22 protein-coding genes are annotated in these 24,842 nt (G+C 69.3%); 15 read left to right on the forward strand and 7 right to left on the reverse strand.

Going from position 1 to position 24,842, the window contains the following annotated elements:
* Genes rfbB through rfbD form a run of 4 tightly spaced genes read left to right on the forward strand, consistent with a single transcriptional unit; the run spans position 1 to position 3,396 of the window.
* Positions 1 to 1,065: a dTDP-glucose 4,6-dehydratase gene (gene rfbB / locus AAG565_RS04410; RefSeq protein WP_348818339.1), complete on the forward strand. Its 1,065-nt coding sequence runs from the start codon at positions 1 to 3 to the stop codon at positions 1,063 to 1,065.
* Positions 1,066 to 1,941, forward strand: coding sequence for a glucose-1-phosphate thymidylyltransferase RfbA (rfbA, locus tag AAG565_RS04415; RefSeq protein ID WP_348818340.1), 876 nt, complete (start codon positions 1,066 to 1,068; stop codon positions 1,939 to 1,941).
* Positions 1,941 to 2,492, forward strand: a complete 552-nt coding sequence (gene rfbC, locus AAG565_RS04420; RefSeq protein ID WP_348818341.1) for a dTDP-4-dehydrorhamnose 3,5-epimerase — start codon at positions 1,941 to 1,943, stop codon at positions 2,490 to 2,492. Before rfbA ends, rfbC begins: the two co-directional genes overlap by 1 nt.
* Positions 2,493 to 2,529: 37 nt before the next feature.
* Entirely contained in the window at positions 2,530 to 3,396 is an 867-nt protein-coding gene (rfbD, locus tag AAG565_RS04425; protein WP_348818342.1) for a dTDP-4-dehydrorhamnose reductase, read from the forward strand.
* On the opposite strand, the gene AAG565_RS04430 is transcribed toward rfbD, so the two are convergent.
* Positions 3,371 to 4,198, reverse strand: coding sequence for a class II glutamine amidotransferase (locus AAG565_RS04430; RefSeq protein WP_348818343.1), 828 nt, complete (start codon positions 4,196 to 4,198; stop codon positions 3,371 to 3,373). The two genes, rfbD and AAG565_RS04430, sit on opposite strands and share 26 nt — an antisense overlap.
* 162 nt (positions 4,199 to 4,360) lie before the next feature.
* Between AAG565_RS04430 and AAG565_RS04435 the strand changes: the two genes are divergently transcribed.
* From AAG565_RS04435 to AAG565_RS04445, 3 genes are all read left to right on the forward strand, one after another.
* On the forward strand, positions 4,361 to 5,425 hold the full coding sequence (locus tag AAG565_RS04435; protein ID WP_348818344.1) for a fatty acid desaturase: 1,065 nt from the start codon (positions 4,361 to 4,363) through the stop codon (positions 5,423 to 5,425).
* 78 nt (positions 5,426 to 5,503) lie between these two features.
* Entirely contained in the window at positions 5,504 to 6,598 is a 1,095-nt protein-coding gene (locus tag AAG565_RS04440) for an HD domain-containing phosphohydrolase (protein WP_348818345.1), read from the forward strand.
* A gap of 205 nt (positions 6,599 to 6,803) precedes the next feature.
* A complete protein-coding gene (locus AAG565_RS04445) occupies positions 6,804 to 9,737 on the forward strand; it encodes a transglycosylase domain-containing protein (protein WP_348818346.1) in 2,934 nt (977 codons plus the stop codon).
* A gap of 2 nt (positions 9,738 to 9,739) precedes the next feature.
* Here AAG565_RS04445 and AAG565_RS04450 read toward each other — a convergent pair whose 3' ends face one another.
* On the reverse strand, positions 9,740 to 10,282 hold the full coding sequence (locus AAG565_RS04450; RefSeq protein WP_348818347.1) for a hypothetical protein: 543 nt from the start codon (positions 10,280 to 10,282) through the stop codon (positions 9,740 to 9,742).
* Positions 10,283 to 10,356: 74 nt separating this feature from the next.
* Between AAG565_RS04450 and AAG565_RS04455 the strand changes: the two genes are divergently transcribed.
* Positions 10,357 to 10,860, forward strand: coding sequence for a hypothetical protein (locus AAG565_RS04455; protein ID WP_348818348.1), 504 nt, complete (start codon positions 10,357 to 10,359; stop codon positions 10,858 to 10,860).
* A 28-nt stretch (positions 10,861 to 10,888) separates the two neighbouring features.
* On the opposite strand, the gene AAG565_RS04460 is transcribed toward AAG565_RS04455, so the two are convergent.
* A complete protein-coding gene (locus AAG565_RS04460; RefSeq protein ID WP_348818349.1) occupies positions 10,889 to 13,084 on the reverse strand; it encodes a molybdopterin oxidoreductase family protein in 2,196 nt (731 codons plus the stop codon).
* Between the two features lie 101 nt (positions 13,085 to 13,185).
* Here AAG565_RS04460 and AAG565_RS04465 point away from each other — a divergent pair, with 101 nt between their 5' ends.
* The 6 genes from AAG565_RS04465 (at position 13,186) to AAG565_RS04490 (ending at position 18,448) form a co-directional block, all read left to right on the forward strand.
* Positions 13,186 to 14,508, forward strand: coding sequence for a dihydroorotase (locus AAG565_RS04465; protein WP_348818350.1), 1,323 nt, complete (start codon positions 13,186 to 13,188; stop codon positions 14,506 to 14,508).
* A 1-nt stretch (position 14,509) separates the two neighbouring features.
* Positions 14,510 to 15,073 carry a DNA-3-methyladenine glycosylase I gene (locus AAG565_RS04470; protein ID WP_348818351.1) on the forward strand — a complete coding sequence of 188 codons (564 nt, stop codon included), beginning with the start codon at positions 14,510 to 14,512 and terminating at the stop codon, positions 15,071 to 15,073.
* A 163-nt stretch (positions 15,074 to 15,236) separates the two neighbouring features.
* Positions 15,237 to 15,461 carry a hypothetical protein gene (locus tag AAG565_RS04475; RefSeq protein WP_348818352.1) on the forward strand — a complete coding sequence of 75 codons (225 nt, stop codon included), beginning with the start codon at positions 15,237 to 15,239 and terminating at the stop codon, positions 15,459 to 15,461.
* A gap of 82 nt (positions 15,462 to 15,543) precedes the next feature.
* Positions 15,544 to 15,951 carry a MerR family DNA-binding protein gene (locus tag AAG565_RS04480; protein WP_348818353.1) on the forward strand — a complete coding sequence of 136 codons (408 nt, stop codon included), beginning with the start codon at positions 15,544 to 15,546 and terminating at the stop codon, positions 15,949 to 15,951.
* Entirely contained in the window at positions 15,948 to 18,236 is a 2,289-nt protein-coding gene (locus AAG565_RS04485) for a copper-translocating P-type ATPase (RefSeq protein ID WP_348818354.1), read from the forward strand. Before AAG565_RS04480 ends, AAG565_RS04485 begins: the two co-directional genes overlap by 4 nt.
* A gap of 20 nt (positions 18,237 to 18,256) precedes the next feature.
* Positions 18,257 to 18,448 (forward strand): DUF4169 family protein, encoded by a 192-nt coding sequence (locus AAG565_RS04490; protein WP_348818355.1) that lies wholly within the window; start codon positions 18,257 to 18,259, stop codon positions 18,446 to 18,448.
* 3 nt (positions 18,449 to 18,451) lie between these two features.
* On the opposite strand, the gene serS is transcribed toward AAG565_RS04490, so the two are convergent.
* From serS to AAG565_RS04510, 4 genes are all read right to left on the reverse strand, one after another.
* Complete coding sequence (serS, locus tag AAG565_RS04495) at positions 18,452 to 19,726, reverse strand: serine--tRNA ligase (RefSeq protein ID WP_348818356.1); 1,275 nt, start codon at positions 19,724 to 19,726, stop codon at positions 18,452 to 18,454.
* A gap of 45 nt (positions 19,727 to 19,771) precedes the next feature.
* The gene (locus AAG565_RS04500) at positions 19,772 to 21,043 is read right to left on the reverse strand and encodes a replication-associated recombination protein A (RefSeq protein ID WP_348818357.1); all 1,272 of its coding nucleotides are present in this window, start codon (positions 21,041 to 21,043) and stop codon (positions 19,772 to 19,774) included.
* 56 nt (positions 21,044 to 21,099) lie between these two features.
* Positions 21,100 to 21,732, reverse strand: a complete 633-nt coding sequence (gene lolA / locus AAG565_RS04505; protein ID WP_348818358.1) for an outer membrane lipoprotein chaperone LolA — start codon at positions 21,730 to 21,732, stop codon at positions 21,100 to 21,102.
* Positions 21,733 to 21,799: 67 nt separating this feature from the next.
* Positions 21,800 to 24,133: a DNA translocase FtsK 4TM domain-containing protein gene (locus tag AAG565_RS04510; RefSeq protein WP_348818359.1), complete on the reverse strand. Its 2,334-nt coding sequence runs from the start codon at positions 24,131 to 24,133 to the stop codon at positions 21,800 to 21,802.
* 365 nt (positions 24,134 to 24,498) lie between these two features.
* Between AAG565_RS04510 and AAG565_RS04515 the strand changes: the two genes are divergently transcribed.
* Positions 24,499 to 24,834, forward strand: coding sequence for a hypothetical protein (locus tag AAG565_RS04515; RefSeq protein WP_348818360.1), 336 nt, complete (start codon positions 24,499 to 24,501; stop codon positions 24,832 to 24,834).
* The last annotated feature ends 8 nt before the right edge of the window (positions 24,835 to 24,842 follow it).

The following is a 24,842-nucleotide window of genomic DNA, read 5'->3' on the forward strand; positions in this document are numbered from 1 at the left end:
ATGGCCCGCACGCTGCTCATCACCGGCGGCGCGGGCTTCATCGGCTCGGCGCTGATCCGTCACCTGCTGCGCAACAGCGAGGTGCAGATCGTCAACGTCGACAAGCTGACTTACGCGGCCAGCCTCGAAGCCCTGGAGGACGCGCCGCAGAATCCGCGCTACCGCTTCGAAAAGGCCGACATCTGCGACGCGGCGGCGATGGCGCGCTTGTTCGAGACCTACCGGCCCGACGGCGTGATCCACCTCGCGGCGGAGTCGCACGTCGATCGCTCGATCGACGGACCGGCCGAGTTCATCCAGACCAATATCGTCGGCACCTTCCGCTTGCTGGAAGCCGCTCTGGCCCACTGGCAGCAACTGGACGTGCCGACGCGCAAGTCGTTCCGCTTCCACCACGTCTCGACCGACGAGGTGTACGGCACGCTCGGTGACACCGGCCTGTTCACCGAGACCACGCCCTATGCGCCGAACTCGCCGTACTCGGCGAGCAAGGCCGGCTCGGACCAGCTGGTGCGTGCCTGGCACCACACCTACGGGCTGCCGGTGGTCATCACCAACTGCTCCAACAACTACGGGCCGTACCAGTTCCCCGAGAAGCTGATCCCGCTGATGATCCTCAACGCGCTCGAGGGCAAGCCGCTGCCGGTGTACGGCACCGGCGCCAACGTGCGTGACTGGCTCTACGTCGAGGACCATGCGCGCGCCTTGCAGGTGGTGTTCGAGCGCGGCCGCGTCGGCGAGCAGTACAACATCGGCGGGCACAACGAGAAGCGCAACCTCGACCTGGTTGAACAGCTGTGCGCGCTGCTCGACGAACTGCGGCCGCGCGCGGACCGGTCTCCGCACCGCGGACTGATCACCTTCGTCGAGGACCGCAAGGGGCACGATCTGCGTTACGCGATCGACGCCGGCAAGATCGAGCGCGAACTCGGCTGGACGCCGGCCGAGACGTTCGAGTCCGGCATCCGCAAGACCGTGCAGTGGTATCTGGCCAATCAGGACTGGTGCCGCACCGTGCAGGCACGCGGCTACGCGCGCCAGCGCCTGGGGCTCGGGAGAAAGTAGATGAAGGGGATCATCCTGGCGGGCGGCAGCGGCACGCGCCTGTACCCGGTCACGCAGGCGGTGTCCAAGCAGCTGCTGCCGGTCTACGACAAGCCGATGATCTATTACCCGCTGACGACGCTGATGCTCGCCGGCATCCGCGAGATCCTGGTGATCTCGACGCCGCAGGACACGCCGCGCTTCGAGGCGCTGCTCGGCGACGGCCGCCAGTGGGGCCTTTCGCTGTCCTACGCGGTCCAGCCGAGTCCGGACGGCCTCGCGCAGGCCTTCCTGATCGGCGAACGCTTCATCGACGGCGACGCCTGCGCGCTGGTGCTCGGCGACAACCTGTTCTACGGCCACGACCTCGCGCCCGCGCTCAGGCGCGCGGCCGCACGGCGTGCCGGCGCCACCGTGTTCGCCTACCCCGTCACCGACCCCGAACGCTACGGCGTGGTCGAGTTCGGGGGCGACGGCAAGGTCGTCTCCATCGAGGAAAAGCCGGCGCGACCGAAGTCGCGCTACGCCGTCACCGGCCTGTACTTCTACGACGCGGACGTCGTGAAACTGGCGCGCCAGATCCGGCCGTCACCGCGCGGCGAACTCGAAATCACCGACCTCAACCGGCTGTATCTCGAACGCGACGCGCTGCAGGTCGAACTGATGGGCCGCGGCATGGCCTGGCTCGACACCGGCACGCACGATTCGCTGCTCGACGCCGGCACCTTCATCCAGACGCTGGAGAAGCGCCAGGGCCTGAAGATCGCCTGCCCGGAGGAAGTCGCCTACCGCAGCGGCTTCATCGACGCCGCGCAGCTGCGCCGCCTGGCCGAACCGCTGCTCAAGAGCGGCTACGGCGCCTACCTGCTGCGCATGCTCGAGGAGAAGATCTTCTGATGAACGCGATCCCGACCGCGCTCGCCGGTGTCGTCATTCTCGAACCCAAAGTCTTCGGCGACGATCGCGGCTTCTTCTTCGAGGCCTTCCATGCGCGCCGTTTCGCGGAGCTGACCGGCTGCACCGATCCGATGGTGCAGGACAACCACTCGCGCTCGGCGCGCGGCGTGCTGCGCGGCCTGCACTACCAGCTGCCGCCGATGGCTCAGGGCAAGCTGGTGCGCGTCGTCAGCGGCGAGATCTACGACGTCGCCGTCGATATCCGCCGCGGCTCGCAGACCTTCGGGCAGTGGGTCGGCGTGACCCTGTCCGCCGACAACAAGCGCCAGCTGTGGATCCCGCCCGGCTTCGCCCATGGTTTCTGCGTGACCTCGGACAACGCGGACGTGATCTACAAGGTCACCGCCTACTACTCGCCGGAACACGACCGCGGCATCCGCTGGAACGACCCCGCGATCGGCATTGCATGGCCGCTCGCCGGTGCGCAGCCGCTGCTGTCGGGCAAGGATGGCACTGCGCCGCTGCTCGGAGAGGCAGAGGTGTTTGCGTGAGCTTGCCGTCCTCCGCAGAAAACGAGGGAGTCGTCAGATGAGATCCGTCCTCGTCACCGGGTGCAAGGGCCAGCTGGGGATCGAACTCTCACGCAGCCCGCCCGCCGGCACCGAGACTCACGGCGTCGATCTGCCGGAACTCGACATCACCGACGCCACCGCGGTCATGCGCCACCTCGAATCCCTGCGCCCACAGGTGGTGATCAACTGCGCCGCGTACACCGCGGTCGACCGCGCCGAGTCGGACGCCGATGCGGCGTTCCGGGTCAACCGCGACGGCGCGCGCAACCTCGCACTCGCGGCCACCCGGATCGGCGCACGCATCGTTCACATATCGACCGACTTCGTGTTCGATGGCTGCAAGTCCTCGCCATACCTGCCGGACGACGCACCGTCGCCGCTGGGCGTCTATGGTCAGAGCAAGCTGGAGGGCGAACGGGGCGTGCTCGACGCCGCAGCTTCCGCCCTCGTCGTGCGCACCGCGTGGCTGTATTCCGCGCACGGCAGCAACTTCGTCAAGACGATGCTGCGCCTGATGCAGGAGAAGCCGGAACTGCGCGTCGTCGCCGACCAGATCGGCACGCCGACCGCGGCGACCTCGCTGGCGCGCGCGCTGTGGGCGCTGCTGGAAGCGAACGCCCCCGCGGGGATCTATCACTTTTCCGATGCCGGCGCCGCGAGCTGGTACGACCTCGCCTGCGCCGTCCGCGAACTGGCGCTGCCGCATCTCGCTGCGACGCCGGCACCGATCGTGCCGATCCGCACGCAGGACTACCCGACGCCGGCGCGCCGGCCGGCGTACAGCGTGCTCGACAAGACCGCGACCTGGGCGCTGATCGGCAACGGCCGGCACTGGCGCGAACCGCTGGCGGAAGTCGTCAACGCGCTGCTGGCTGCACGTTGAGCACGCGTCCGCCGCGGATCGCCAACACCTCGCCTTCGGCCAGCGGCCGCCAGCCGGCTTCATCCGTCAGCGGCACACTGGCGACGAGCGCCACGTCCTGCGCGCCGCTGGCGGCGGCGCCGATCTCCAGCCCCGGCACTTCGACGCGGGCCATCTCGAGCGGACAGTGCCGTTCGAGCAGGTGCAGGCCCGGTGGTTCGATCCGCCCCGGTGCCTGCGTGCGCCGGTGTGCGTGCACGAACAGCAGGTCACCGTCGCAGTAAAGAAAATTCGCCGGCCCGAGAGGACGCAGCAGCGCGGCCAGCTCGACGACGACGGCCAGTCGGTCCGCCGCCGGGGGCATCCCCTCGCTCGCCAGCCACAAGGGGCGCAGACGCTGCAGCAGCAGGCAGAACGCCAGCTCCGAATCGGTCTCGCCGACCGGCAGTGGCCCGTCGCGGCGAAGCATCGGCTGCAGCGGCTCGATGCGCAGGGCGCCATTGTGCGCGAACAGGTGCATGCGCCCGCCCAGTTCGCGCTGGAACGGCTGCGTGTTGCGCAAGGCCCTGTCGCCGCGCGTCGCCAGGCGGATGTGCGCGATGACCCGGTCGCTGGAGAACGGCACCTCGTGCAGCAGACGCGCGCAGGAACTCGCCACCGCAGGCCCGGCTTCGCGGATCACGCGCACGTCGCCATCGACGTAATAGCCGATACCCCAGCCGTCCGCGTGCGGAGCCGTGCCGCCGCCGTGCCGCGCAAACTCGGCGAACGAATAGCGCACCGTCGCCGGCAGCCGGCTCGACATCGCAAACAGTTCACACATGGTGCCTCGTGCCGCTCCAGGTCCACCGGACGGTTCGATCGTGGCGGGCACCACCCGCGACGCATTGATCCAGGTCAACCCGGCGCTGCGGCAGGCCCGCAATCCTCGCCGCCGACGCACCGCCGCCGCGGCTCGCTGCCGCCCACCCGCACCCGTATTCCCATGTCCGCCACGATCGAAGAAACGACGGAATCCCTGCAGCTCGCCGAACTGCGCAAGACCAGCCTGCGCGAAGTCCGCGCACACATCGACCCGGCCTGCGAGCAGCGCTCGATGCCACGCACCTTCGGTCCGCTGGCGCTGGACTTCGCCTTGTACGCCGTCTGCATCACGGTCGCGCTGTCCGCCGACACGCTGTGGCTGAAGCTGCTCGGCGGACTGGGCGCCGGCTGCTGCGTCGCCTTCCTGTTCGTCTGGGCGCACGACGCCGCGCACGGTGCGCTGTTCGAGAACCGCCGCATCGCCGAACTGTTCGGCACATTGGCGATGCTGCCGTCGCTGAACATGTACCGGCTGTGGGCCTTCGGCCACAACCGCGTGCACCACGGCTTCACCTCGCTGTCGACGCTCGACTGGATCTGGCGGCCGTGGACGCCGGAAGAGTACGCCGCGGCGTCTCCGGCCCGGCGCAGGCTGTACCGCATTGAGCGCACGCCCTGGGGCTGCGCGCTGCATTACCTGATCCACGTCTGGTGGACGCGCATGGTGCGCTTCAACCCCGGCCAGACGGCGGACGAACGAACGCGCATGCGCAACAACAAGCTGCTGACGCTGGTGTTCGCGCTGGCCGCTTCGGCACTGGCCTGGACCTACGGCGGCGGCATCGCTGGCGTGCTGTGCGCGGTGATCCTGCCATTCATCGTCTTCAACTACTTCATCGCACTGTTCATCTACCTGCACCACACGCATCCGGACATCCCGTTCTTCGTGCAGCGCGAGCAGTGGAGTCCGGCGATCGCGCAGCTGTACTGCAGCACGGTCGTGCGCTTCTCGTGGCTGATGGAAACGCTCACGCACAACATCATGATCCACGTCCCCCACCACGTGAATCCGCACATCCCGTATTACCGGCTGCCGCAGGCCTACGCCGACCTCAAGGCGCACTACGCCCGCTACATCCACGAGTACCGCTTCACCTGGAACGGACTGTTCGACACCTTCCGTCGCTGCAAGCTGTTCGACTACGAACAGCGCCGCTGGTCCGGCTACGAGACTGCGCCCGTCTGAATCCGGCGTCGGCACGCTCTGGCGCCCGGCAGCGGGCTGTTACGCTCGGCTACCGTACTTGCGCACCGGAGCCGTCGCATGGAAGCGCTCAACCGCCAGCTGGGAGTGCTGCACGAGGAGGTGCAGCGCCATTTCCCGCATGTCCGGCGCATCTCGGTGGTGCTGCACGACGCGCAGACCGACGAGCTGCGCACGTTCCTGTACAGCCCGGCGGACACGACGCCGATCTCGCACTACCGCACGACACTGACCTCGGCCCACTGGCTCGACAGCCTCCGCCGCAGCCGCGAGAAGCGCGTCATCGCGGACCTGCAGGCCGTCGAACTCGGCGAGCAGGCGCACTCGCGCGCCATCGCCGCGGCCGGCTTCCGTTCCAGCTACACGGTGCCGCTGTACGACGGCGCGCGCTTCGTCGGCTTCGTCTTTTTCAATGCCGACACGCCCCACGCGTTCGACGCGCGGGTGACGGCGCAGCTCGACCTGTTCGTGCAGATCATCGCGCTGATGATCGACCGCAAGCTCAAGTCCATCGCGACGCTGACCGGCGGCATGCAGCTGCTGCGCGAGATCTCCTACCTGCGCAACGACGAGACCGGCAGCCACCTGAGCCGCATGGCGCATTACTCCGGACTGATCGCGCGCGCGCTGGCCGGCACGCTCGGGCGCGACGACGACTGGGTCGAACACGTGCAACTGTTCGCGCCGATGCACGACATCGGCAAGATCACCACGCCAGACGCGGTCCTGCTCAAGCCAGGCTCGCTGGCCGAGCGCGAACTCGCGGTCATGCGCCAGCACCCGCTCAAGGGCGAGATCATTCTGAGGAAGCTGCTCGACGACCTGCAGCTGGCCGACATGCCCTACGTCGGCGGCCTGCTGGCCATCGCGCGCAACCATCACGAACGCTGGGACGGGCGCGGCTATCCCGACGGGCTCGCCGGCGCGGCGATTCCGGTCGAGGCGCGCATCGTCACCGTCGCCGACGTCTTCGACGCCCTGACCAGCGCGCGCTGCTACAAGCCCGCCTGGACGCTGGAACGGTCCTTCGCCTATCTGCGCGACCAATCCGGCCACCAGTTCGATCCCGCCTGCGTGGCCGCCTTCCTCGATCAGCAGGACGAGGTGCTGCGCATCCGCGCGATCTTCCCGCAGGCCTCGTCGGACGCGACCTGATGCACCGGTCGCGGTTCCCGGCGCACCCGATGCAGAATCTCCTATCGACATAAACCTCCGACGGCCAGGACGGCCCGTGAACGAACCCGGCACGCTTCCCCCCGGCGCGCCCATCGCTCCAGCGCCACGACGGCACCCGGCAAGCTCCGGGCGTCGCCGGCTGCGCCTTGTTCTCGTCGCGGCGGGGCTGCTGGCGGTGGCGCTCGTGGCACTCGCCATCCGCGACGAACTGCGCAGCTCGCGGCTGCAGGCGCGCTACCTCGCCGGACTCGCCGCGGACCTCGGCTACCACGTCGAGCCGGGGCCGAGCCCGGCGATCCGTTTCCCCGACGACGGACCCTACGACCTGCGCCTGGGCTACAGCGCGCTGCCGCGCCTGCTGGCGCAGCTGGAAGCCCGTGACTACCGCATCGTCGCGCAGGCCCGGCAGTCGTCGACGATGCTGCGCCTGGCCGATCGCGGCCTGTTCCTGCCCTACCACGAGAAGAGCGCCGCCGGCCTGAGCTTGCTCGATCGCCGCGGCACGCCGCTGTACGCGGCCTGGTATCCGCTGCGCCAGTACGCGGATTTCGGCGCGATCCCGCCGCGGCTCGTCGCCAGCCTGCTGCACATCGAGAACCGCGGGCTGCTCGACGATGACCGGCCGACCCGCAACCCGGCGATCGACTGGGGGCGCCTGAGCCGTGCCGTGCTCGACCAACTGCTCAGCCGCTTCGACCCGGAACGCGCGACACCGGGCGGCAGCACGCTGGCGACCCAGATCGAGAAGTACCGCCACTCCCCCGGCGGCCGCACCGACTCGCCGGCCGAGAAGCTGCGGCAGATGGCCTCGGCCTCGGTGCGCGCCTATCTCGACGGTGCGGACACACGCGCCGCGCGCCGGCGCATCGTCCTCGACTATCTCAACACCGTGCCGCTGGCCGCGCGCGCCGCGTTCGGCGAGGTCAACGGCATCGGTGACGGCCTGTGGGCCTGGTACGGCCGCGATTTCGCCGAAATCAACCGCCTGCTCGCCGACGACGCCGGCGACCTCGCACAGCGCGCGCTCGCCTACAAGCAGGCGCTGTCGCTGCTCGTCGCGCAGCGCCGCCCGTCCTATTACCTGCTGCAAGGCGCCGCCGAGCTCGACGCCCTGACCGACGCCCATCTGCGCCTGCTCGCGGCCGAGGGCATCGTGCCGCCGGCGCTGCGCGACGCCGCGCTGGCGCAGAAGCTGCGCTTCGCCCCACCACCGAGCGAAGCGGCGCCCGCGTTCGTCGCGCTCAAGGCGCCCAACGCACTGCGCACGCAGCTCGCCGCCCAGCTGCGCAGCACCAGCCTCTACGACCTCGACCGGCTCGACCTGACCGCCACCGGAACCTTCGACGCCGCGCTGCAGGCGCGCATCACCGACGCGCTGCGCCAGCTGCGCACGCCGGAACGCGCCCGCACCAAGGGCCTGTATGGCGAACGCCTGCTGCGCGACGGCGACGATCCGGCGCGGCTCGTCGTCAGCTTCACGCTGTTCGAGCGCGGCACCGATCGCAACCGCCTGCTCGTGCAGACCGACAACGTCGATCAGCCCTTCGACCTCAACCAGGGTGCGCGGCTCGACCTCGGCTCGACGGCCAAGCTGCGCACCCTCGCCACCTACCTGGAGATCGTCGCCGAGCTGCATGCGCGCCACGCCGGACAGACGGCGGACGCGCTGCGCCAGGCACCGCGCCACGACCGCGACGCGCTCGGCGCCTGGGCGCTGGACTATCTGGCCGCGGCGCAGGACCGCAGCCTGGACGCCATGCTCGATGCGGCGATGGAGCGCCGCTATTCGGCCAGCCCGGCGACGCAGTTCTTCACCGGCGGCGGCCAGCACAGCTTCTCCAACTTCGATCCGGCCGACGACGGCCGCGTGCTCACGGTGCGCGAAGCCTTCCGCCGCTCGGTCAACCTGGTGTTCATCCGCCTGATGCGCGACATCGTCGCCTACGCGATGTACCAGCCCGAAGGCGCCGCCGCGCAGCTGCTCGAAGACGCCGGTGATCCGCTGCGCCAGGATTACCTCGCCCGCTTCGCCGACCGCGAAGGCCGCCAGTTCCTCGCGCGCTTCTTCCGCAAGTACCGCGGCAAGAGTGCGGACGAGGCATTGGAACTGTTGCTGCAGGGCGTGTCGCGCACGCCCAGCCGCACGGCCATGGCGATCCTGAGCGTGCGACCCGAACTGGACTTCGCGGGCTTCGCCGCGCTGATGCGCGAGCATCTGGCCGAGCAGACACTCGGCGACGCCGCCCTGCGCGAGCTGTATCGGCGCTACGCGCCGGAACGCCATCCCCTCGCCGACCGCGGCTATCTGGCCGGCGTGCATCCCCTGGAACTGTGGCTGGTCGCCCATCTGCGCGCGCACCCCCACGCCGGCCTCGCCGAAGTCACCGCTGCCAGCCACGCCGAGCGTCAGGACGTGTACGGCTGGCTGTTCCGCACCGGCCGCCGCGCCGCGCAGGACGTGCGCATCCGCACGATGATGGAAACCGAGGCCTTCGAGGACATCCTGCAGCGCTGGCGCCGGCTCGGCTACCCGTTCGAGTCGCTGACACCGTCCTATGCCAGCGCCATCGGGGCCTCCGGCGACCGGCCCGCGGCGCTCGCCGAGCTGATCGGCATCATCGTCAACGACGGCCTGCGCCTGCCGTCGGTGCGCATCGAACGGCTGCGTTTCGCCACCGGCACGCCCTACGACACCGAGCTGGAACGCGTGCCCGCGCCGGCCGAACGCGTGCTGCCGGTGGCCGTCGCGCGAGCGCTGCGTGCCGCGCTGATCGACGTCGTCGAAGAAGGGACCGCGCGCCGGCTCAAGGGCGGCTTCAAGCGCGACGGCCGCCCCCTGCCGGTGGGCGGCAAGACCGGCACTGGCGACCACCGCTATGAAATCCACAGCCGCGGTGGCCGCGTCGTCACCTCGCGCGTCGTCAGCCGCTCGGCGACCTTCGTGTTCATGATCGACGACCGCTGGTTCGGCAGCCTCACCGCCTACGTCCCGGGCGCCGACGCGGCGCGCTACAGCTTCACCAGCGCGCTGCCGGTGCAGTTCCTGCGCGCGCTCGCCGACGACCTGCTGCCGCTGCTCGACGAAGCCGCGCCTTCACCCCCTGAAGGAGCGCGCTGAAGCTACTGCGCGGTCTCCGCCTGCGAGACTTCGGCCGCTACCGGCGTCACTGCCTCGATGTACGGCACGCGCACGTCGTCGAGACCAGCGCGCATCGCCTCCTGCGCCGCCTGCGGCAGCCGTTCGAGATCGCGGCGGCGGTAAGGCCGCTGCGCGCAGCCGCGCTCGTAATCGAGCTTGACCGCGTTGATCGACGCGATCTCGCCGCGGAGCTGCTCGATGCGCGCGTTGAAGGCGGTTGCCTCGGCGCTCAGCTGCTGGCGGCGGTCGCTCAGGGCCAGACGCTGCGCCAGGTCACCACGATCCGGCGTCGCCGCATCGGCCTCGATCCGGCGCCGGCGCTCGTCGATGCGACCGCGCTGCGCATCGAGCCGCGCGCTGTCGGCCAGGATGCGCGCGGACTCGGCGCGCAACTGCTGCACCTGTTGCGCGCAGCGCGCCAGTTCCGCCGCCGACAGCGGCTCGCCCGATCCATCCTGCGCGGCCGCAGGCCCGAGGCCGATGATGAGCGCCAACGCCATGCTCGTGAACCACGCTGTCTTCATGATCTGTCGCCAGGGATCGCGGACCGCCGGACCGGTCCGCCGCACACTCTAATCCGAAGCGCATCGCGGCGCCCTTGCCGGCGGTCGTCGCCGTGCTGGCCCAGGTTCGTGAATCCGGGCATGCTGCCGCGGACGTATTCGCCGGCACGCCCTACGCACGCCTCATGCGCTACGACCACATTCCCGCCCGCACGGTCCGCTTCTGGGCCTGGCTCGATTCCGCCGTGACCTGGATGCTGGCGCTGCCGCCGCTGGCGCCCCAGTTCATCGCGACGCTGTACTGGCTCAACGGCCTGCTCGGCGGCAACCCGGTCGCCCCGACCTTCGAGCCGATCCATCTGCTGTTCGTCTGCCTCACCGGCGCGCTGGTCAGCGTCTGGGTCGTCGCGCGCCTGCTGCATCCGGTCGGCTTGTTCGCGGTGATCGACGGCTGGGCACGGCTCTACGTCGCCCTCGTGCTGGTGTGGTTCATCGTCGGCCTGGGCGGACCGCCGGTGCTGTGGCTGTTCGTGTTCACCGAAGGCGCCGGCACCGTCGCCCAGCTGCGCGCCGCCTACCGGTCCCGCGGTCCGGCATGAAGGCTGGTCGATCGGCGATCGGCTATGCTTAGGCAGCCCGCGCCGCCGCCCGTCCCGCGGATTCCACGGTCACCGCCACGCCGTTGAGTGCGGCATTGCCGGAGAGCCGATCCAGGTAACGGTCATCGGTCAGGTCGTTGACGCTCTGCCCCGCGTGCTCGCGGGCGATGCGCTGCTGCACGCCGGGACGCGCGTGACCCCAGCCGTGCGGCAGGGAGACGACGCCGCGCATGATGGCGTCGGTGGCCTGGACCTCGATATCGACGCTGCCGACACGCGAGCTGACGCGGACCGTCTGGCCGTCGGTCAGGCCGCGTGCGGCGAGATCCTGCGGGTGCATGAACAGCTGGTGGCGCGGCTTGCCCTTGACCAGGCGCTGGGCGTTGTGCATCCACGAATTGTTGCTGCGCACGTGGCGGCGGCCGATCAGCCACAGCTCGCCGGCCTGCGGCGCGCGCGCCTGCTGTTCGGCCAGCACGCGGTCGTAGCGCGCGATCTCGGCAGTCAGCGCGTCGTTGAGACAATGGATGCGCTTGTCCCGGGTGAACAGGCGCCTGGGCAGCTCGGGCTGCAGCGGTCCGAGGTCGATGCCGTGCGGCGCGGCCCTGAGTTTGGCGAGGGTGAGCTTGTGCGCGGAGTTCTTGCCGTAGGCGCCGTTGCGGATGGCAAGATCCAGCATCCGGTGCGGTGGCATGCGCATCATGATCCCGTCCTTGATGCGCGAGGTCAGGCGCTGCAGCAGCGGCTTGCGCGCATCCGGCTGCAGGCGCGCGCGCAGACGGCGGCCGAGCTGCGTGAAGATCTCCCAGTCGTGCAGCGCGCCCTGCGGTTTGGGGAAGATCGCCGGACTGTACTTGGCGGTGTTCCGCACCGCGAAGTGGTGGAAGATGATGTCGTAGTGGTCGTGCTCCAGACCACCGGTCGGCGGCAGGATGTAGTGCGCGAAGCGCGTGGTCTCGTTGCGGTAATAGTCCACGGACACCATGAAGTCGAGCGCGCCCAGCGCCGTTTCGAGCTGGCGGCCGTTGGGCGTGGACAGCACCGGGTTGCCGGCGATGGTGATCAGCGCCCGCACCTGTCCGTCACCCGGCGTGAGGATCTCCTCGGCCAGCGCGGCGACCGGCAGCTCGCCGCCGAATTCCGGCAGGCCGCGCACGCGCGACTTCCACACCGCGTAGTGGCCCGGCTTGGAGCCCGGCCCCTTCACCAGGTCCATCGCCGGACGCGGGAACATCATGCCGCCCTCGCGGTCGAGATTGCCGGTGGCGATGTTGAGCATCGCCAGCGCCCACTGGCACAGTGTGCCGTGCGCCTGCGTCGATACCCCCATGCGACCATAGGCCGCCGCGGCGCCGGTCGCGGCGAACTCGCGCGCGATGCGGCGGATCGTTCCGGCGTCGATGCCGGTCACCGCCGCGGCGCGCTCCGGCGTGAATGGCCGTACCGCCTCGGCGACCCGATCGAGGCCGTCGCTGAACTCGGCCAAGCGGCCCGGCTGCGCGAGGTCCTCGGCAAAGATCGTGTTCAGCAGGGCCAAAAGCAGCGCGGCGTCGGCGCCGGGCCGGATGAAGTGGTGCTCGTCGGCGACTTCCGCGGTCTCGGTGCGGCGCGGGTCGATCAGCACCAGCTTGCCGCCGCGCGCCTGCATCGCCTTGAGCCGGTTGCGGAAGTCCGGCACCGTCCACAGGCTGCCGTTCGACGCCATCGGGTTGGCGCCGAGCATCAGGATGTAGCGGCTGCGGTCGATGTCCGGCACCGAGATCGCGAGCTGGTGCCCGTACAGCCAGTAGGCGACGAGCTGGTGCGGCAGCTGATCGACCGAGGTCGCGGAATAGCGGCTGCGCGTCTTCAGCGGGCCGAGGAACGCGCTGCTGTGGGTCAGGTTGCCCCAGTTGTGCACGCTCGGATTGCCCAGGTAGGCGGCGATGCTGTTGGCGCCATGCGTGGCGTGGATCGTGGCGAGGCGGTCGGCGATGTCGTCGAAGGCCTCGTCCCAGCCGACCTCGACCCAGGACTCGCCGACCCGCTTCTGTGGCCGGCGCAGGCGGTCGGGGTCTTCATGGAGGTCCTGCAGCGCGACCGCCTTGGGACAGATGTGCCCGCGCGACAGCGGATCGGCGGCGTCGCCCTTGATCGAGACGATGTGTCCCTCGCGGACCTTGAACTCCAGGCCGCAGATCGCCTCGCACAGGTTGCAGGCACCGTAATGGGTCCGTTCGCTCATGGCTCGCCGCTCTCCTCGGGATGCGCCTGTGCCGCCGATCATACGCCCGGCGCGGCGATCAAACCGATTACCATGCACGTCATCACCCGAAGGAGCCGGCCATGCTGATCACCAATGCCCACATCATCAACGAGGAGCACGAGATCGCGGCCGACGTGCTGATCAGGAACGGACGCATCGAGAAGATCGCCAGGCAGATCACCGCGCCGGCCGGCACCGTGATCTATGACGCGAAGGGTCAGTGGCTGCTGCCCGGGCTGATCGACGACCAGGTGCACTTCCGCGAGCCGGGCCTGACGCACAAGGGTGATCTCCATTCGGAATCGCGTGCGGCGGTCGCCGGCGGCGTGACGACCTACTTCGACATGCCCAACAACAAGCCGACGATCTCCACGCGGGCGCTGCTCGCCGAGAAATATGCCGCTGCGCAGGGGCGCAGCTTCGCCAACTACGCGTTCTACTTCGGCGCCGCCAACGACAACCTGGCCGAGATCGAGGCCCTGCAACGGGATGAGGCCTGCGCGCTCAAGGTGTTCATGGGCGCCTCGACCGGCAACATGCTGGTCGATGATCCCAAGGTGCTGGAGGGCATCTTCGCGCGCTGCCCGCTGATCGTGGTCACGCACTGCGAGGACACGCCGACGATCAAGCTCAACGAGGACGCCGCGCGCGCGAAGTACGGCGAGGACGTCCCGGCCTGGGAGCATCCGAACATCCGCTCGGTCGAGGCCTGCTACAAGTCCACCGAGCTGGCGGTGGGGCTGGCGAAGAAGCACGGCACGCAGCTGCACGTGCTACACCTGACCACCGCGCGCGAACTGGAGTTCTTCACTGCCGGGCCGATGGCGAACAAGCAGATCACCGTCGAAGCCTGCGTGCATCACTTGGCGATGGACGCACGTGACTACGCCGCGCTCGGCAATCTGATCAAGTGCAACCCGGCGATCAAGACGCCGGAGGACCGCAAGGCCCTGGTGCAGGCGGTGATGCAGGACCGCATCGACATCATCGCCACCGACCACGCGCCGCACACCGCCGAGGAAAAGGCGCAGAGCTACTTCAAGGCACCATCCGGCCTGCCGCTGGTGCAGCACTCGCTGCTGATGCTGATCGACCTGGTCAAGAAGGGCGAGATGAACATGCGCACCGTCGTCCACAAGGCCTGCCATGCGACGGCCGAGCGTTTCGGCATCCGCGACCGCGGCTACGTGCGCGAGGGCTACTGGGCCGATCTGGTGCTCGTGGACCCGCACGGCGAGACCCGCGTGCACAAGTCCAACGTGCTGTACAAGTGCGGCTGGTCGCCGCTGGAGGGCCGCACGCTGCCCGCCCGCGTCGTCGCCACCTGGGTCAACGGCGAGATCGTTTACGAGAACGGTGCGGTGAATCCGCAGCCGCGCGGACAGCGGGTGCGCTTTGCCTGACATGGAGCGCTGCCCCTGGTCCACCGCCACGCCCGAATACCGCGCCTACCACGATTACGAATGGGGCGTACCGCAACGCGACGACCGCGTGCTGTTCGAGTTCCTGGTGCTGGAAGGGGCGCAGGCGGGGCTGTCCTGGCGCACGATCCTGGAGAAGCGTGACGGCTACCGGCGCGCGTTCGCGGACTTCGATCCGGCCAGCGTCGCGCGTTACTCCGACGCGAAGCTGGAGAAGCTGATGCTCGACCCGGGCATCGTCCGCAACCGGCTGAAGGTCTGGTCGGCGCGGACCAATGCGCGCGCATTCCTGCAGGTGCAGGCGGAGTTCGGCAGTTTTGCGGACTACCTGTGGGGCTTCGTCGATGGCGAACCGGTCGTCAACCGCTTCCGCTCGATGAAGGACGTGCCGGCGAAGACCGAGCTGTCGGACCGGATCAGCAAGGACCTGCTCCGGCGCGGCTTCAAGTTCGTCGGCTCGACGATCGTCTACTCGTACCTGCAGGCGATGGGCGTGGTCAACGACCACCTCGTGAGCTGTCCGCGGCACCGCGAACTCGCCGGCTGACACCGTCGGTCCGCGCGGCGCTGCCGCTGGGCGCGCGCCCCCTGTGTAAAGGTCGGCGGCGTCCGATCTTCTGACGCAGATCAATGTCGGCCCGCGGCCCGGTGGGCACGCTGGCACGCATCGGAACTGGATACGCCACCGCATCGCTCAGCAGAGTCAGGTCATGGACATCGACGTCATCACGACTGCGCCGGAACACCACTCGCCCGCCGACGAGCTGACGCTGGTCGATGTCGATCAGCGCGGCGTCTGGCTGTTCGCGCCGGATGGCGGATCCGTCGGCCTGAGCTGGGACGAACTGCGCGCCGAGGCCGAATCGCGCGAACCTTCGGCGCTGTTCTTCCGCGATCTGCTGGCCCGCGCCGAATCCTGGCGCAAAGCCGCCTGAATCCGCTTTGTTGCCGACGCTTGACTCTGGACCTTGGTCCAGGGTTTAGCATGCTTCGCAAGCCCGATTGCGGAGCATGTGTATGCCCAGTCTCAAAGTCAGCCAGCTCGCCGAACACGCCGGCGTCGGCATCGATACGGTGCGCTACTACGAACGCGCCGGCCTGTTGCCGGAACCGCCGCGGCGGCCGTCCGGCTACCGCGAATATCCGCTCCAGGCGGTCCAGCGCCTGCGCTTCATCCGCCGCGCCAAGGCGCTCGGCTTCACGCTCGACGAGATCGCCGGCCTGCTCGAACTCTCCGACCGCCGCAATGACGTCAAGGCGGTGAAGCGCCTCGCGCAGCGCCGGCTCGCCGAAATCGAAAACAAGCTCCGCGAATTGGAGCGCGTGCGCGACGGCCTGCGCCAGCTCACCGACGCCTGTCCCGGCCATGGCGATGCCGGCGTCTGCCCGATCCTGTCGGCGCTCAACGGGGAGGATCGGTCATGACAGGGCACAGCGAACACCAGTGCGGCGCGCATCACGGCACGCACGGCGGGAAATCCCCGGCCGAACACGCCTGCGGAACCCATCCTCAAAAGCAGCCGGAGGTGCACGCACCCGCGCCATCCTGCTGCGGCCATGCGGCGACGTCACCGTCGGCCGCGGCCAAACCCGTCGCACCATCGGCAGCCGGCACGATCTGGACCTGTCCGATGCACCCGGAAGTGCGCCAGGATCATCCCGGCACCTGCCCGATCTGCGGCATGGCACTGGAACCCTGGAATCCCACTGCCGAGACCGATGACTCCGAGCTGCGCGACATGACGCGCCGCTTCTGGATCAGCGTACCGCTGTCGGCGCTGACACTGCTGCTGGCGATGGGGCCGATGATCGGCCTCCTGCCCGCACACGCCGGCTGGAACGGCTGGCTGCAGGGACTGCTGGCGACACCGGTCGTGCTCTGGGCCGGCTGGCCATTCTTCGAGCGCGGCTGGCAGTCGATCGTCACGCGCCATCTCAACATGTTCACGCTGATCGCGATCGGCACCGGCGCGGCCTGGCTGTTCAGCGCCGCCGGCCTGCTGCTGCCGCAGTGGCTGCCGCCGGCCTTCCTGGAGCATGGCCGCGCGCCGCTGTACTTTGAAGCCGCGGCGGTGATCATCACGCTGGTGCTGCTCGGTCAGGTGCTGGAACTGCGTGCACGTTCGCAGACCTCGAGCGCGATCAAGGCGCTGCTCCAGCTCACACCGCGCGTCGCCCATCGTATCGACGATCATGGCCACGAATCCGATATCGACATCGACCGGGTGCAGGCCGGCGATCGTTTGCGCGTGCGCCCCGGCGAGAAGATTCCGGTGGACGGCCGGGTCATCGAGGGCAACAGCCACGTGGACGAGTCGATGCTGACCGGCGAGCCCGATCCGGTGCGCAAGCAGGCCGATGCGCCCCTCAGCGCCGGCACCGTCAACGGTACCGGAAGCCTCGTGATGGTCGCCGAGCGCGTCGGCGCCGAGACGCTGCTGTCGCAGATCGTGCACATGGTCGCCGAGGCGCAGCGCTCGCGTGCACCGATCCAGCGCCTCGCCGACGTCGTCTCCGCGTGGTTCGTGCCAGCCGTGGTCGCGACCGCCGCGATCGCCGCGCTGGTCTGGGCCATGTTCGGCCCACAACCTGCACTGGCGCACGCGCTGGTCGTCGCCGTGTCGGTGCTGATCATCGCCTGCCCCTGCGCACTGGGCCTGGCGACGCCGATGTCGATCATGGTCGGTGTCGGCCGCGGCGCGCAGGAAGGCGTGCTGATCCGCGACGCCGCCGCTCTGGAAACGCTGGAAAAGGTCGATACGATCGTCGTCGACAAGACCGGCACGTTGACCGACGGCAGGCCATCGCTGCAGCGCGTCGTCGCTGCCGGCGGTTTCGACGAGACAACTGTGCTGCGGCTGGTCGCAGCGGTCGAGGCCAGCAGTGAGCATCCGCTCGCGCGCGCCATCGTCGAGGGCGCACGGGCGCGCGGCGTGGTTCCGGCCGCAGTGACCGACTTCGGCTCCGATCCGGGCCGCGGCGTCTGGGGCTCGGTCGATGGCCGGCGCGTGATGGTCGGCAATCTGCGCCTGCTCGAAGAACAGAAGCTGGATGGCGGCGCGCTCGCCGTGCGCGCGGACGAGGCGCGCGCAGGCGGCGCGACGGCGGTCTACGCGATCATCGACGGCCGGCTCGCCGGACTGCTGGTGATCGCCGATGCGATCAAAAAGACCACGCCCGAAGCCGTGCAGGCGCTCAAGGCCGAAGGCATCCGCGTGATCATGCTCACCGGCGACGACACGCGCACGGCCAAGGCCGTCGGCGCCACGCTCGGCCTCGATGACGTCGTCGCCGACGTGCTGCCGCAGGACAAGGCGGCGATCGTCAAGAAGCTGCAGGCGCAGGGCCGCTTCGTCGCGATGGCCGGCGACGGCGTCAACGACGCGCCGGCGCTGGCGCAGGCCCAGGTCGGCATCGCGATGGGCACCGGCACCGACGTGGCGATGGAGTCCGCCGGCGTCACGCTGGTCAAGGGCGACCTGCGCGGCATCGTCAAGGCCGTGCGCCTGTCGCGGGGCACGATGCGCAACATCCGCCAGAACCTGTTCTTCGCCTTCGTCTATAACGCGCTGGGTGTGCCGGTCGCGGCCGGCGTGCTGTATCCGGTCTTCGGCCTGCTGCTGTCGCCGATCCTCGCCAGCGCGGCGATGAGCTTCTCGTCGGTGTCCGTCATCGCCAACGCGCTGCGCCTGCGCGCGACAAAGCTCTGAGTTTCGGTTACGGTCATCACATGGCCAAGGTCGTCAACCTCAACCGCTTCCGCAAGCAGAAGGAACGTCAGGCCGCCGAGGAACAGGCGGCCGCGAACCGCGTCCGCTTCGGTCGCACCAAGGAACAGAAGCGGCGCGACGCGGCCGAGGCCGACGAAGCGCGGCGCCGGCTCGACCGGCTGCGCCGCGAAACCGACGAACCGGAAACCTGAGGCTCAGCCGCCGATGCGGCGCACGCCACCCATGTAGCCGACCAGTGCGTCCGGCACGGCGATCGAGCCGTCGGCCTGTTGGTAGTTCTCGACGATCGCGACCAGCGTGCGGCCGACGGCCAGGCCCGAGCCGTTGAGTGTGTGCAGCAGTTCGGGCTTCTTCGTCTGCGGATGGCGGTAGCGCGCGAGCATGCGCCGTGCCTGGAAATCCTCGAAGTTGGAGCAGGACGAGATCTCGCGGTAGCGGTTCTGGCTCGGCAGCCAGACTTCGAGGTCGTAGGTCTTCGCCGACGCAAAGCCCATGTCGCCGGTGCACAGCGCCATCACGCGATACGGCAGGTCGAGTTTCTTCAGGATCGCCTCGGCGTGGCCGGTCAGCTCCTCGTGCGCATCGTTGGACTTTTCCGGCAGGGTCGCCTGTACCAGTTCGACCTTCTCGAACTGGTGCTGGCGGATCATGCCGCGCGTGTCGCGGCCGGCGGCGCCGGCCTCGGCGCGGAAGCAGGGCGTGTGCGCGACCCAGCGTCGCGGCAGGTTCGCCGGGTCGAGGATCTCGTCGCGCAGCAGGTTGGTGACCGGCACTTCCGCCGTGGGGATCAGGCGCCAGTCGAGCTCGCCGCGCAGCGCGAACAGGTCGTCGCCGAACTTGGGCAACTGGCCGGTGCCGAACAGGCTGGTGGCGTTGACGATGTAGGGCACGTACAGCTCTTCGTAGCCGTGCTCCTGCGTGTGCACGTCGAGCATGAACTGGATCAGCGCGCGCTGCATGCGCGCCAGGCCGCCGCGCAGCACGGTGAAGCGCGCGCCGGTCAGCTTGGCCGCGGCAGCAAAGTCCATCAGGCCCAGTGCCTCGCCCAGGTCGGCGTGATCGCGCGCGCCTTCGGCACTGCGCGGCGTGCCCCAGCGCCGCAGTTCGACGTTGTCGTGCTCGTCCTTGCCGTCCGGCACCGAGGCCTGCGGGATGTTCGGCAGGCCCTGCAGCAGCGCGTTGAGCGCGTTCTGCACACCGTCGAGCTGCTGCTTGCAGGATTCGAGTTCGCCGGCGAGGCGCTCGACGTCGGCGAGCAGCGGCGCGACGTCCTCGCCCCTGCCCTTGGCGATGCCGATCGCCTTCGAGCGGCTGTTGCGCTCGGCCTGCAGCTGCTCGGTCTGCGTCTGCACGGATTTGCGCCGCGCTTCCAGTTCGTTGAAGGCGGCGAGATCGAGGACGAAGCCGCGACGCGCGAGCTGGTCGGCGACGCGCTGCGGATCGCTGCGCAGGAGTTTGACGTCAAGCATGGAGTGGCAAGGTCTCGGCCAAGGAGGCACACATTGTAGGGCCAGCTAGCGCGGCTTTTTCGGGCTGCGCTGCTGGCGCAGCACATTCAGCCGCTCGGAGATGCGCTGCTCGATGCCGCGGCCGGTCGGATGGTACAGCTCGGTGCCGGCCAGGCGGTCGGGCAGGAACTGCTGACCAGCCGCATGCGCGCCGCCTTCGTCATGATCGTAGCGATAGCCGCTGCCGTAACCGAGGTCCTGCATCAGCCGCGTCGGCGCGTTGCGCAGGTGCATCGGCACCTCCAGCGTGCCGCTGTCCTCGACCAGCTGCCGCGCGGCCTTGTAGGCCGTGTACACGGCGTTGCTCTTCGGCGCGCAGGCCAGATAGACGATGGCCTGCGCCAGCGCCAGCTCGCCTTCGGGAGTGCCGAGCCGCTGGTAGCTGTCCCAGGCCGCCAGGCACAGCTCCTGCGCGCGCGGATCGGCCAGGCCGATGTCCTCGATCGCCATGCGCAGCACGCGGCGCGCGACGTAGTGCGGATCACAGCCGCCGTCGAGCATGCGCGCGAACCAGTACAGCGCCGCGTCCGGATCGCTGCCGCGCACCGACTTGTGCAGCGCCGAGATCTGGTCGTAGAAGTTCTCGCCCTGCTTGTCGAAGCGGCGCAGGCCCTTGCCGACCAGACGTTCCAAGGTCGCATCGTCGGTGTGCTGCTGCGCGCGGGCCAGTTCCACCGCGGTTTCGAGCAGCACCAGGCCGCGCCGCGCATCGCCGTCGGCGACTTCCGCCAGGCGATCCAGCCATGACGACGGAATCGCGTCGGCCGCGGCGCCGAGGCCGCGCTCGGGATCGGTCAGCGCGCGCGCCAGCAGGGCGCGGATGTCGGCCGGTTCCAGTGAGCGCAGCACGAACACGCGCAGCCGCGACAGCAGCGCGGCGTTGAGCTCGAACGACGGGTTCTCGGTGGTCGCGCCGATCAGCGTCAGCGTGCCATCCTCGACGAAGGGCAGCAGCGCATCCTGCTGACCCTTGTTGAAACGGTGGATCTCGTCGATGAACAGAATGGTGCGCTGGCGCGCGAGCCCGTCGCGCGCGACCTGCGCCTGCGCCACCGCGTCGCGGATGTCCTTGACGCCGGCCAGCACCGCCGACAGCGTCAGGAACTGCGCGTTCGTGTACCCGGCGATCAGGCGCGCCAGCGTCGTCTTGCCGACCCCGGGCGGGCCCCAGAACACCATCGAGGGGACATTGCCCGCTTCGAGCAGCGTGCGCAGCGGCGCGCCGGGACCCAGCAGGTGTGCCTGTCCGGCCACTTCGTCGAGCGTGCGCGGGCGCATGCGCTCGGCGAGGGGGCGAGCCGCCCGCGCGTTCGCGTCGGCCGGCGCAACACCGTTCACTGCGGAGCGCCGTCCATCTGCACGACCTCGACGCCGGCCGGCGGCGCGAAACTGAACTGCGCCGCGTCGATGCGCGCATTGCGCTGCACGTCGTTGAAGCGGATGTCGCTGACACCGCCAAGCGGATCGTGCAGGCGCATGCGCACCGGCACCCCATTGGGCTGCAGCCACAGCTCGACGCGGCGGAAGTCGGCGTCCGCGGTCCTGGGCTCGAGGATCAGGCGCTGCACCTCGCCTTCCATGCCGCCCTCGGTCACGCTGAAGCGCTCCTCCAGGCGCTTGCCCTCGGCGAGCAGCGCGACCGGCGTGTCGCGCAGGATGTCGCGCGCGTCGCGCACGGTCACCTGTGCGAGATCCGGCTCGTAGTTCCAGATGCGCTGGCCGTCGCAGACCATCAGCTGCTCGTAGGGCGTCTGGTAGTGCCAGCGGAAGCGGCCCGGACGCGCGAGCTGGAAACGGCCGGCGCGCGTGGCCAGAACCTTGCCGTCGTCGGCGGTCTGGGTCTGCTCGAAATGCGCCGACAGCGCGGTCACGTCCTGCAGGAAGCGCTGCAGGCGCACGGTCGGCTCGGCGGCTTCGGCGCGCAGACCCAGGACGGCGAGGAACACAAACAGAACGATGCGGATCATCGAGGTCCAGTGGAGTCGAGGTTGATGCCGTGAGTCTGCGGCACGGCCCTGAGCGGCGTCTGAACCGTCACTCGCGGCCGCCGGGCGCGAGGATCTCGCGGTTGCCGCCCGGACCGCTGGGACCGACGATGCCGGCGGCTTCCATCTGCTCGACCATGCGCGCGGCGCGGTTGTAGCCGATCTTGAGCCGGCGCTGCACCCAGGACACCGACGCCTTGCGCGTCTCCAGCACCAGTGCGACCGCCTGGTCGTAGAGCGGATCGGCTTCGGCGTCGTCGCCGCCTTCGCCGCCCGCATTGGCCGGCGCCTCGTCGGCACAGATGTCCTCGATGTAGTTCGGCGGACCGACCTGCTTGAGATAGGCGACGACCTTGTGCACTTCGTGGTCATCGACGAAGGCGCCGTGCACGCGGTCGAGGCGGCTCGCGCCGATCGGCCGGAACAGGCCGTCGCCGTGACCGAGCAGGGTCTCGGCGCCCAGTTCGTCGAGGATCGTGCGCGAATCGACGCGCGACGGCACCTGGAACGCGAGGCGCGACGGGATGTTGGCCTTGATCAGGCCGGTGATGACATCGACGCTGGGCCGCTGCGTCGCGACGATCAGGTGGATGCCGGCGGCGCGCGCCTTCTGCGCGATGCGCGCGATCAGCTCTTCGACCTTCTTGCCGACGACCATCATCATGTCGGCCAGCTCGTCGATGACCACGACGATGTTCGGCAACGGCTGCAGGACTTCGGGCAACGGCATCGCCTCGGCGTCGAACAGGTCCGGCGGCACCGTCTTGAGCGGGTCGCGGATCGCCTCGCCGGCCCGCTCGGCGTCCTCGATCTTGCGATTGAGGCCGGCGAGATTACGCACGCCCAGCGCCGACATCAGGCGGTAGCGGCGCTCCATCTCGGCGACGCACCAGCGCAGCGCGTTGGCGGCATCCTTCATGTCGGTCACGACCGGCGTCAGCAGATGCGGAATGCCCTCGTAGACCGACAACTCCAGCATCTTCGGATCGATGAAGATGAAGCGCACCTGATCGCTGGTCGCCTTGAACAGCATCGACAGGATCATCACGTTGATCGCGACCGACTTGCCCGAGCCGGTGGTGCCGGCGACCAGCAGGTGCGGCATCTTGGCGAGATCGAAGGCGACCGGATGGCCGGCGATGTCCTTGCCCAGCGCCATCGTCAGCGGCGACGACGAGTTGCGGTAGGCGGTCGAGTCCAGGATCTCGCGCAGCATGACCATCTCGCGCTTCTGGTTCGGGATCTCCAGGCCGATGACCGACTTGCCCTCGATGACCTCGATCACGCGCACACTGGCCACCGACAGCGAGCGTGCCAGGTCGCGCGACAGGTTGGTGATCTGCGAACCCTTCACGCCCGGCGCCGGCTGCAGCTCGAAGCGCGTGATCACCGGACCCGGTGTGGCCGCGACGACCTCGGCCTTGACGCCGAACGATGCCAGGTGACGCTCGACCTCGCGCGACAGGTGTTCGAGCTCTTCCTTGGTGTACTGGCGGCCCGACGGCCGCGGCGGATCGAGCATCGTGACCGGCGGCAGCGGATCGCCGTCGAAGGCCGGTACCGGCGTCGCAGCGTCCTTGCCTTTTTGACTGCGCGGCTTCTTCGGCGCCGGCTCCGGCAGCAGTTCCAGCTGCTCTTCGGCAGTCCCGTGCAGGGTCGGCGCCTTGCGGCGCTTGCGCTCGCGGCCCGGCGTCCGCGCCTCGCCTGGCGCCTCGTCCGGCTCGACCTCTTGACCGGCGAGCGCGGGTTCGGCCAACCCGGCCGAGCTTGCGTCGCCGGACGCTTCAGTGACTACCACGCGCCGCCGCTGGATGGCAGCGATGACCCAGCCGCCGAGCCGGTCCATCACGCGCAGCCACGAGAACATCAGCGCCAGCGGCGCGGCGGCGACCGCGAGCGTCAGCAGCAGCAGGCTGGCGCCGAACGCGCTGAGCACCTTCACCAGCTGCTCGGCCAGCAAGGCGCCCGCGATACCGCCGCTGTGATAGCGCGTCCACGAATCGGGCTTGCCGACGTACAGGTCGGCCAGGGTGGCGAGACTGGCCAGGAACAGCAGCCAGGCGGCGATGCGCACACCACGCGGCATGCCCGCGTCGCTCGCGTCAGGATTGCGGAAGATGCGCACGCCGATCAGCAACACGGCCCAAGGCAGCAGGAATGCCACGTAACCGCACAGGTAGAGCAGCACGTCGGCCATCCAGGCACCGACGGTACCGGCCAGATTGCGCACCGGCTCGCCGGTGCCGGACGACGACCAGCCGGGGTCGTTGGGATCGAAGCTGACCAGCGTGACCAGCAGGAACAGCGACAGCCCCAGGCAGACCAGCATGGCCGCTTCCCGCGGCAGACGCTCCAGCCAGCTCGGACCCGCAGCCGCGTCCATGGCGTGGGATTTGCTTCTGAGCATGCAGCGACGGCCTATCGATGCGGCCGCAGGCAGTCTGAACCCGTGAACCGGCGCTGCCCGCCGCGCGGCGGGTGCGAAAAGGCTCGCGGGGCCGGATCAGCGGGGCAGAGCCGGTCCTGTGCGAATGAAGCGGCAACCCGCTTTGATCGCTCAAGCACCGGGCCAGCCGCCCGCATCGCGTGCCATTCAGAAATCATGTCGCCGGTTCAATGGGTGGATGAACGGAGTATAGCGGACGGACCAACGGAACCCGTGGGTTCAAGCCTCTTGAAAATCCGCCGTAAACCTTCATAAGGAATCGCAGTCCAAGCTATTGAAGGACCCGAAGCACGAGTACCGCCATGGGCACGCAGACGCGACACTTCGTCATCACGCCGGAAGGAGGCATCCGCGAGTTCAGCGCCGAGCAGGCCGCTCAGATCGCCATCGGCGTGGATCGCATTCCCGAGTTCGCCGGGCATGACCTGCATTACCTGCAGCTGACGCTGGAAGCCAAGGCCGACGGCAACGAGGTGCGCGTGCAGACGGCCGGTGCGCATATCCGCTTCGACGCGGACGGCCGCCTCGCCGAGGCGGGCCCGCCGACCGAGGGCGAACCGATCTCCCGCTTCGAACACGACGCGGTGGTCCAGTGGGCCCTGCGGGATGTGCCGGCGGTGGCGCCCACCTTCCACTGATCACGTCC

The sequence above is a fragment of the Fontimonas sp. SYSU GA230001 genome (assembly GCF_040066175.1).
In the GTDB taxonomy this organism is placed as follows: domain Bacteria; phylum Pseudomonadota; class Gammaproteobacteria; order Nevskiales; family Nevskiaceae; genus Solimonas.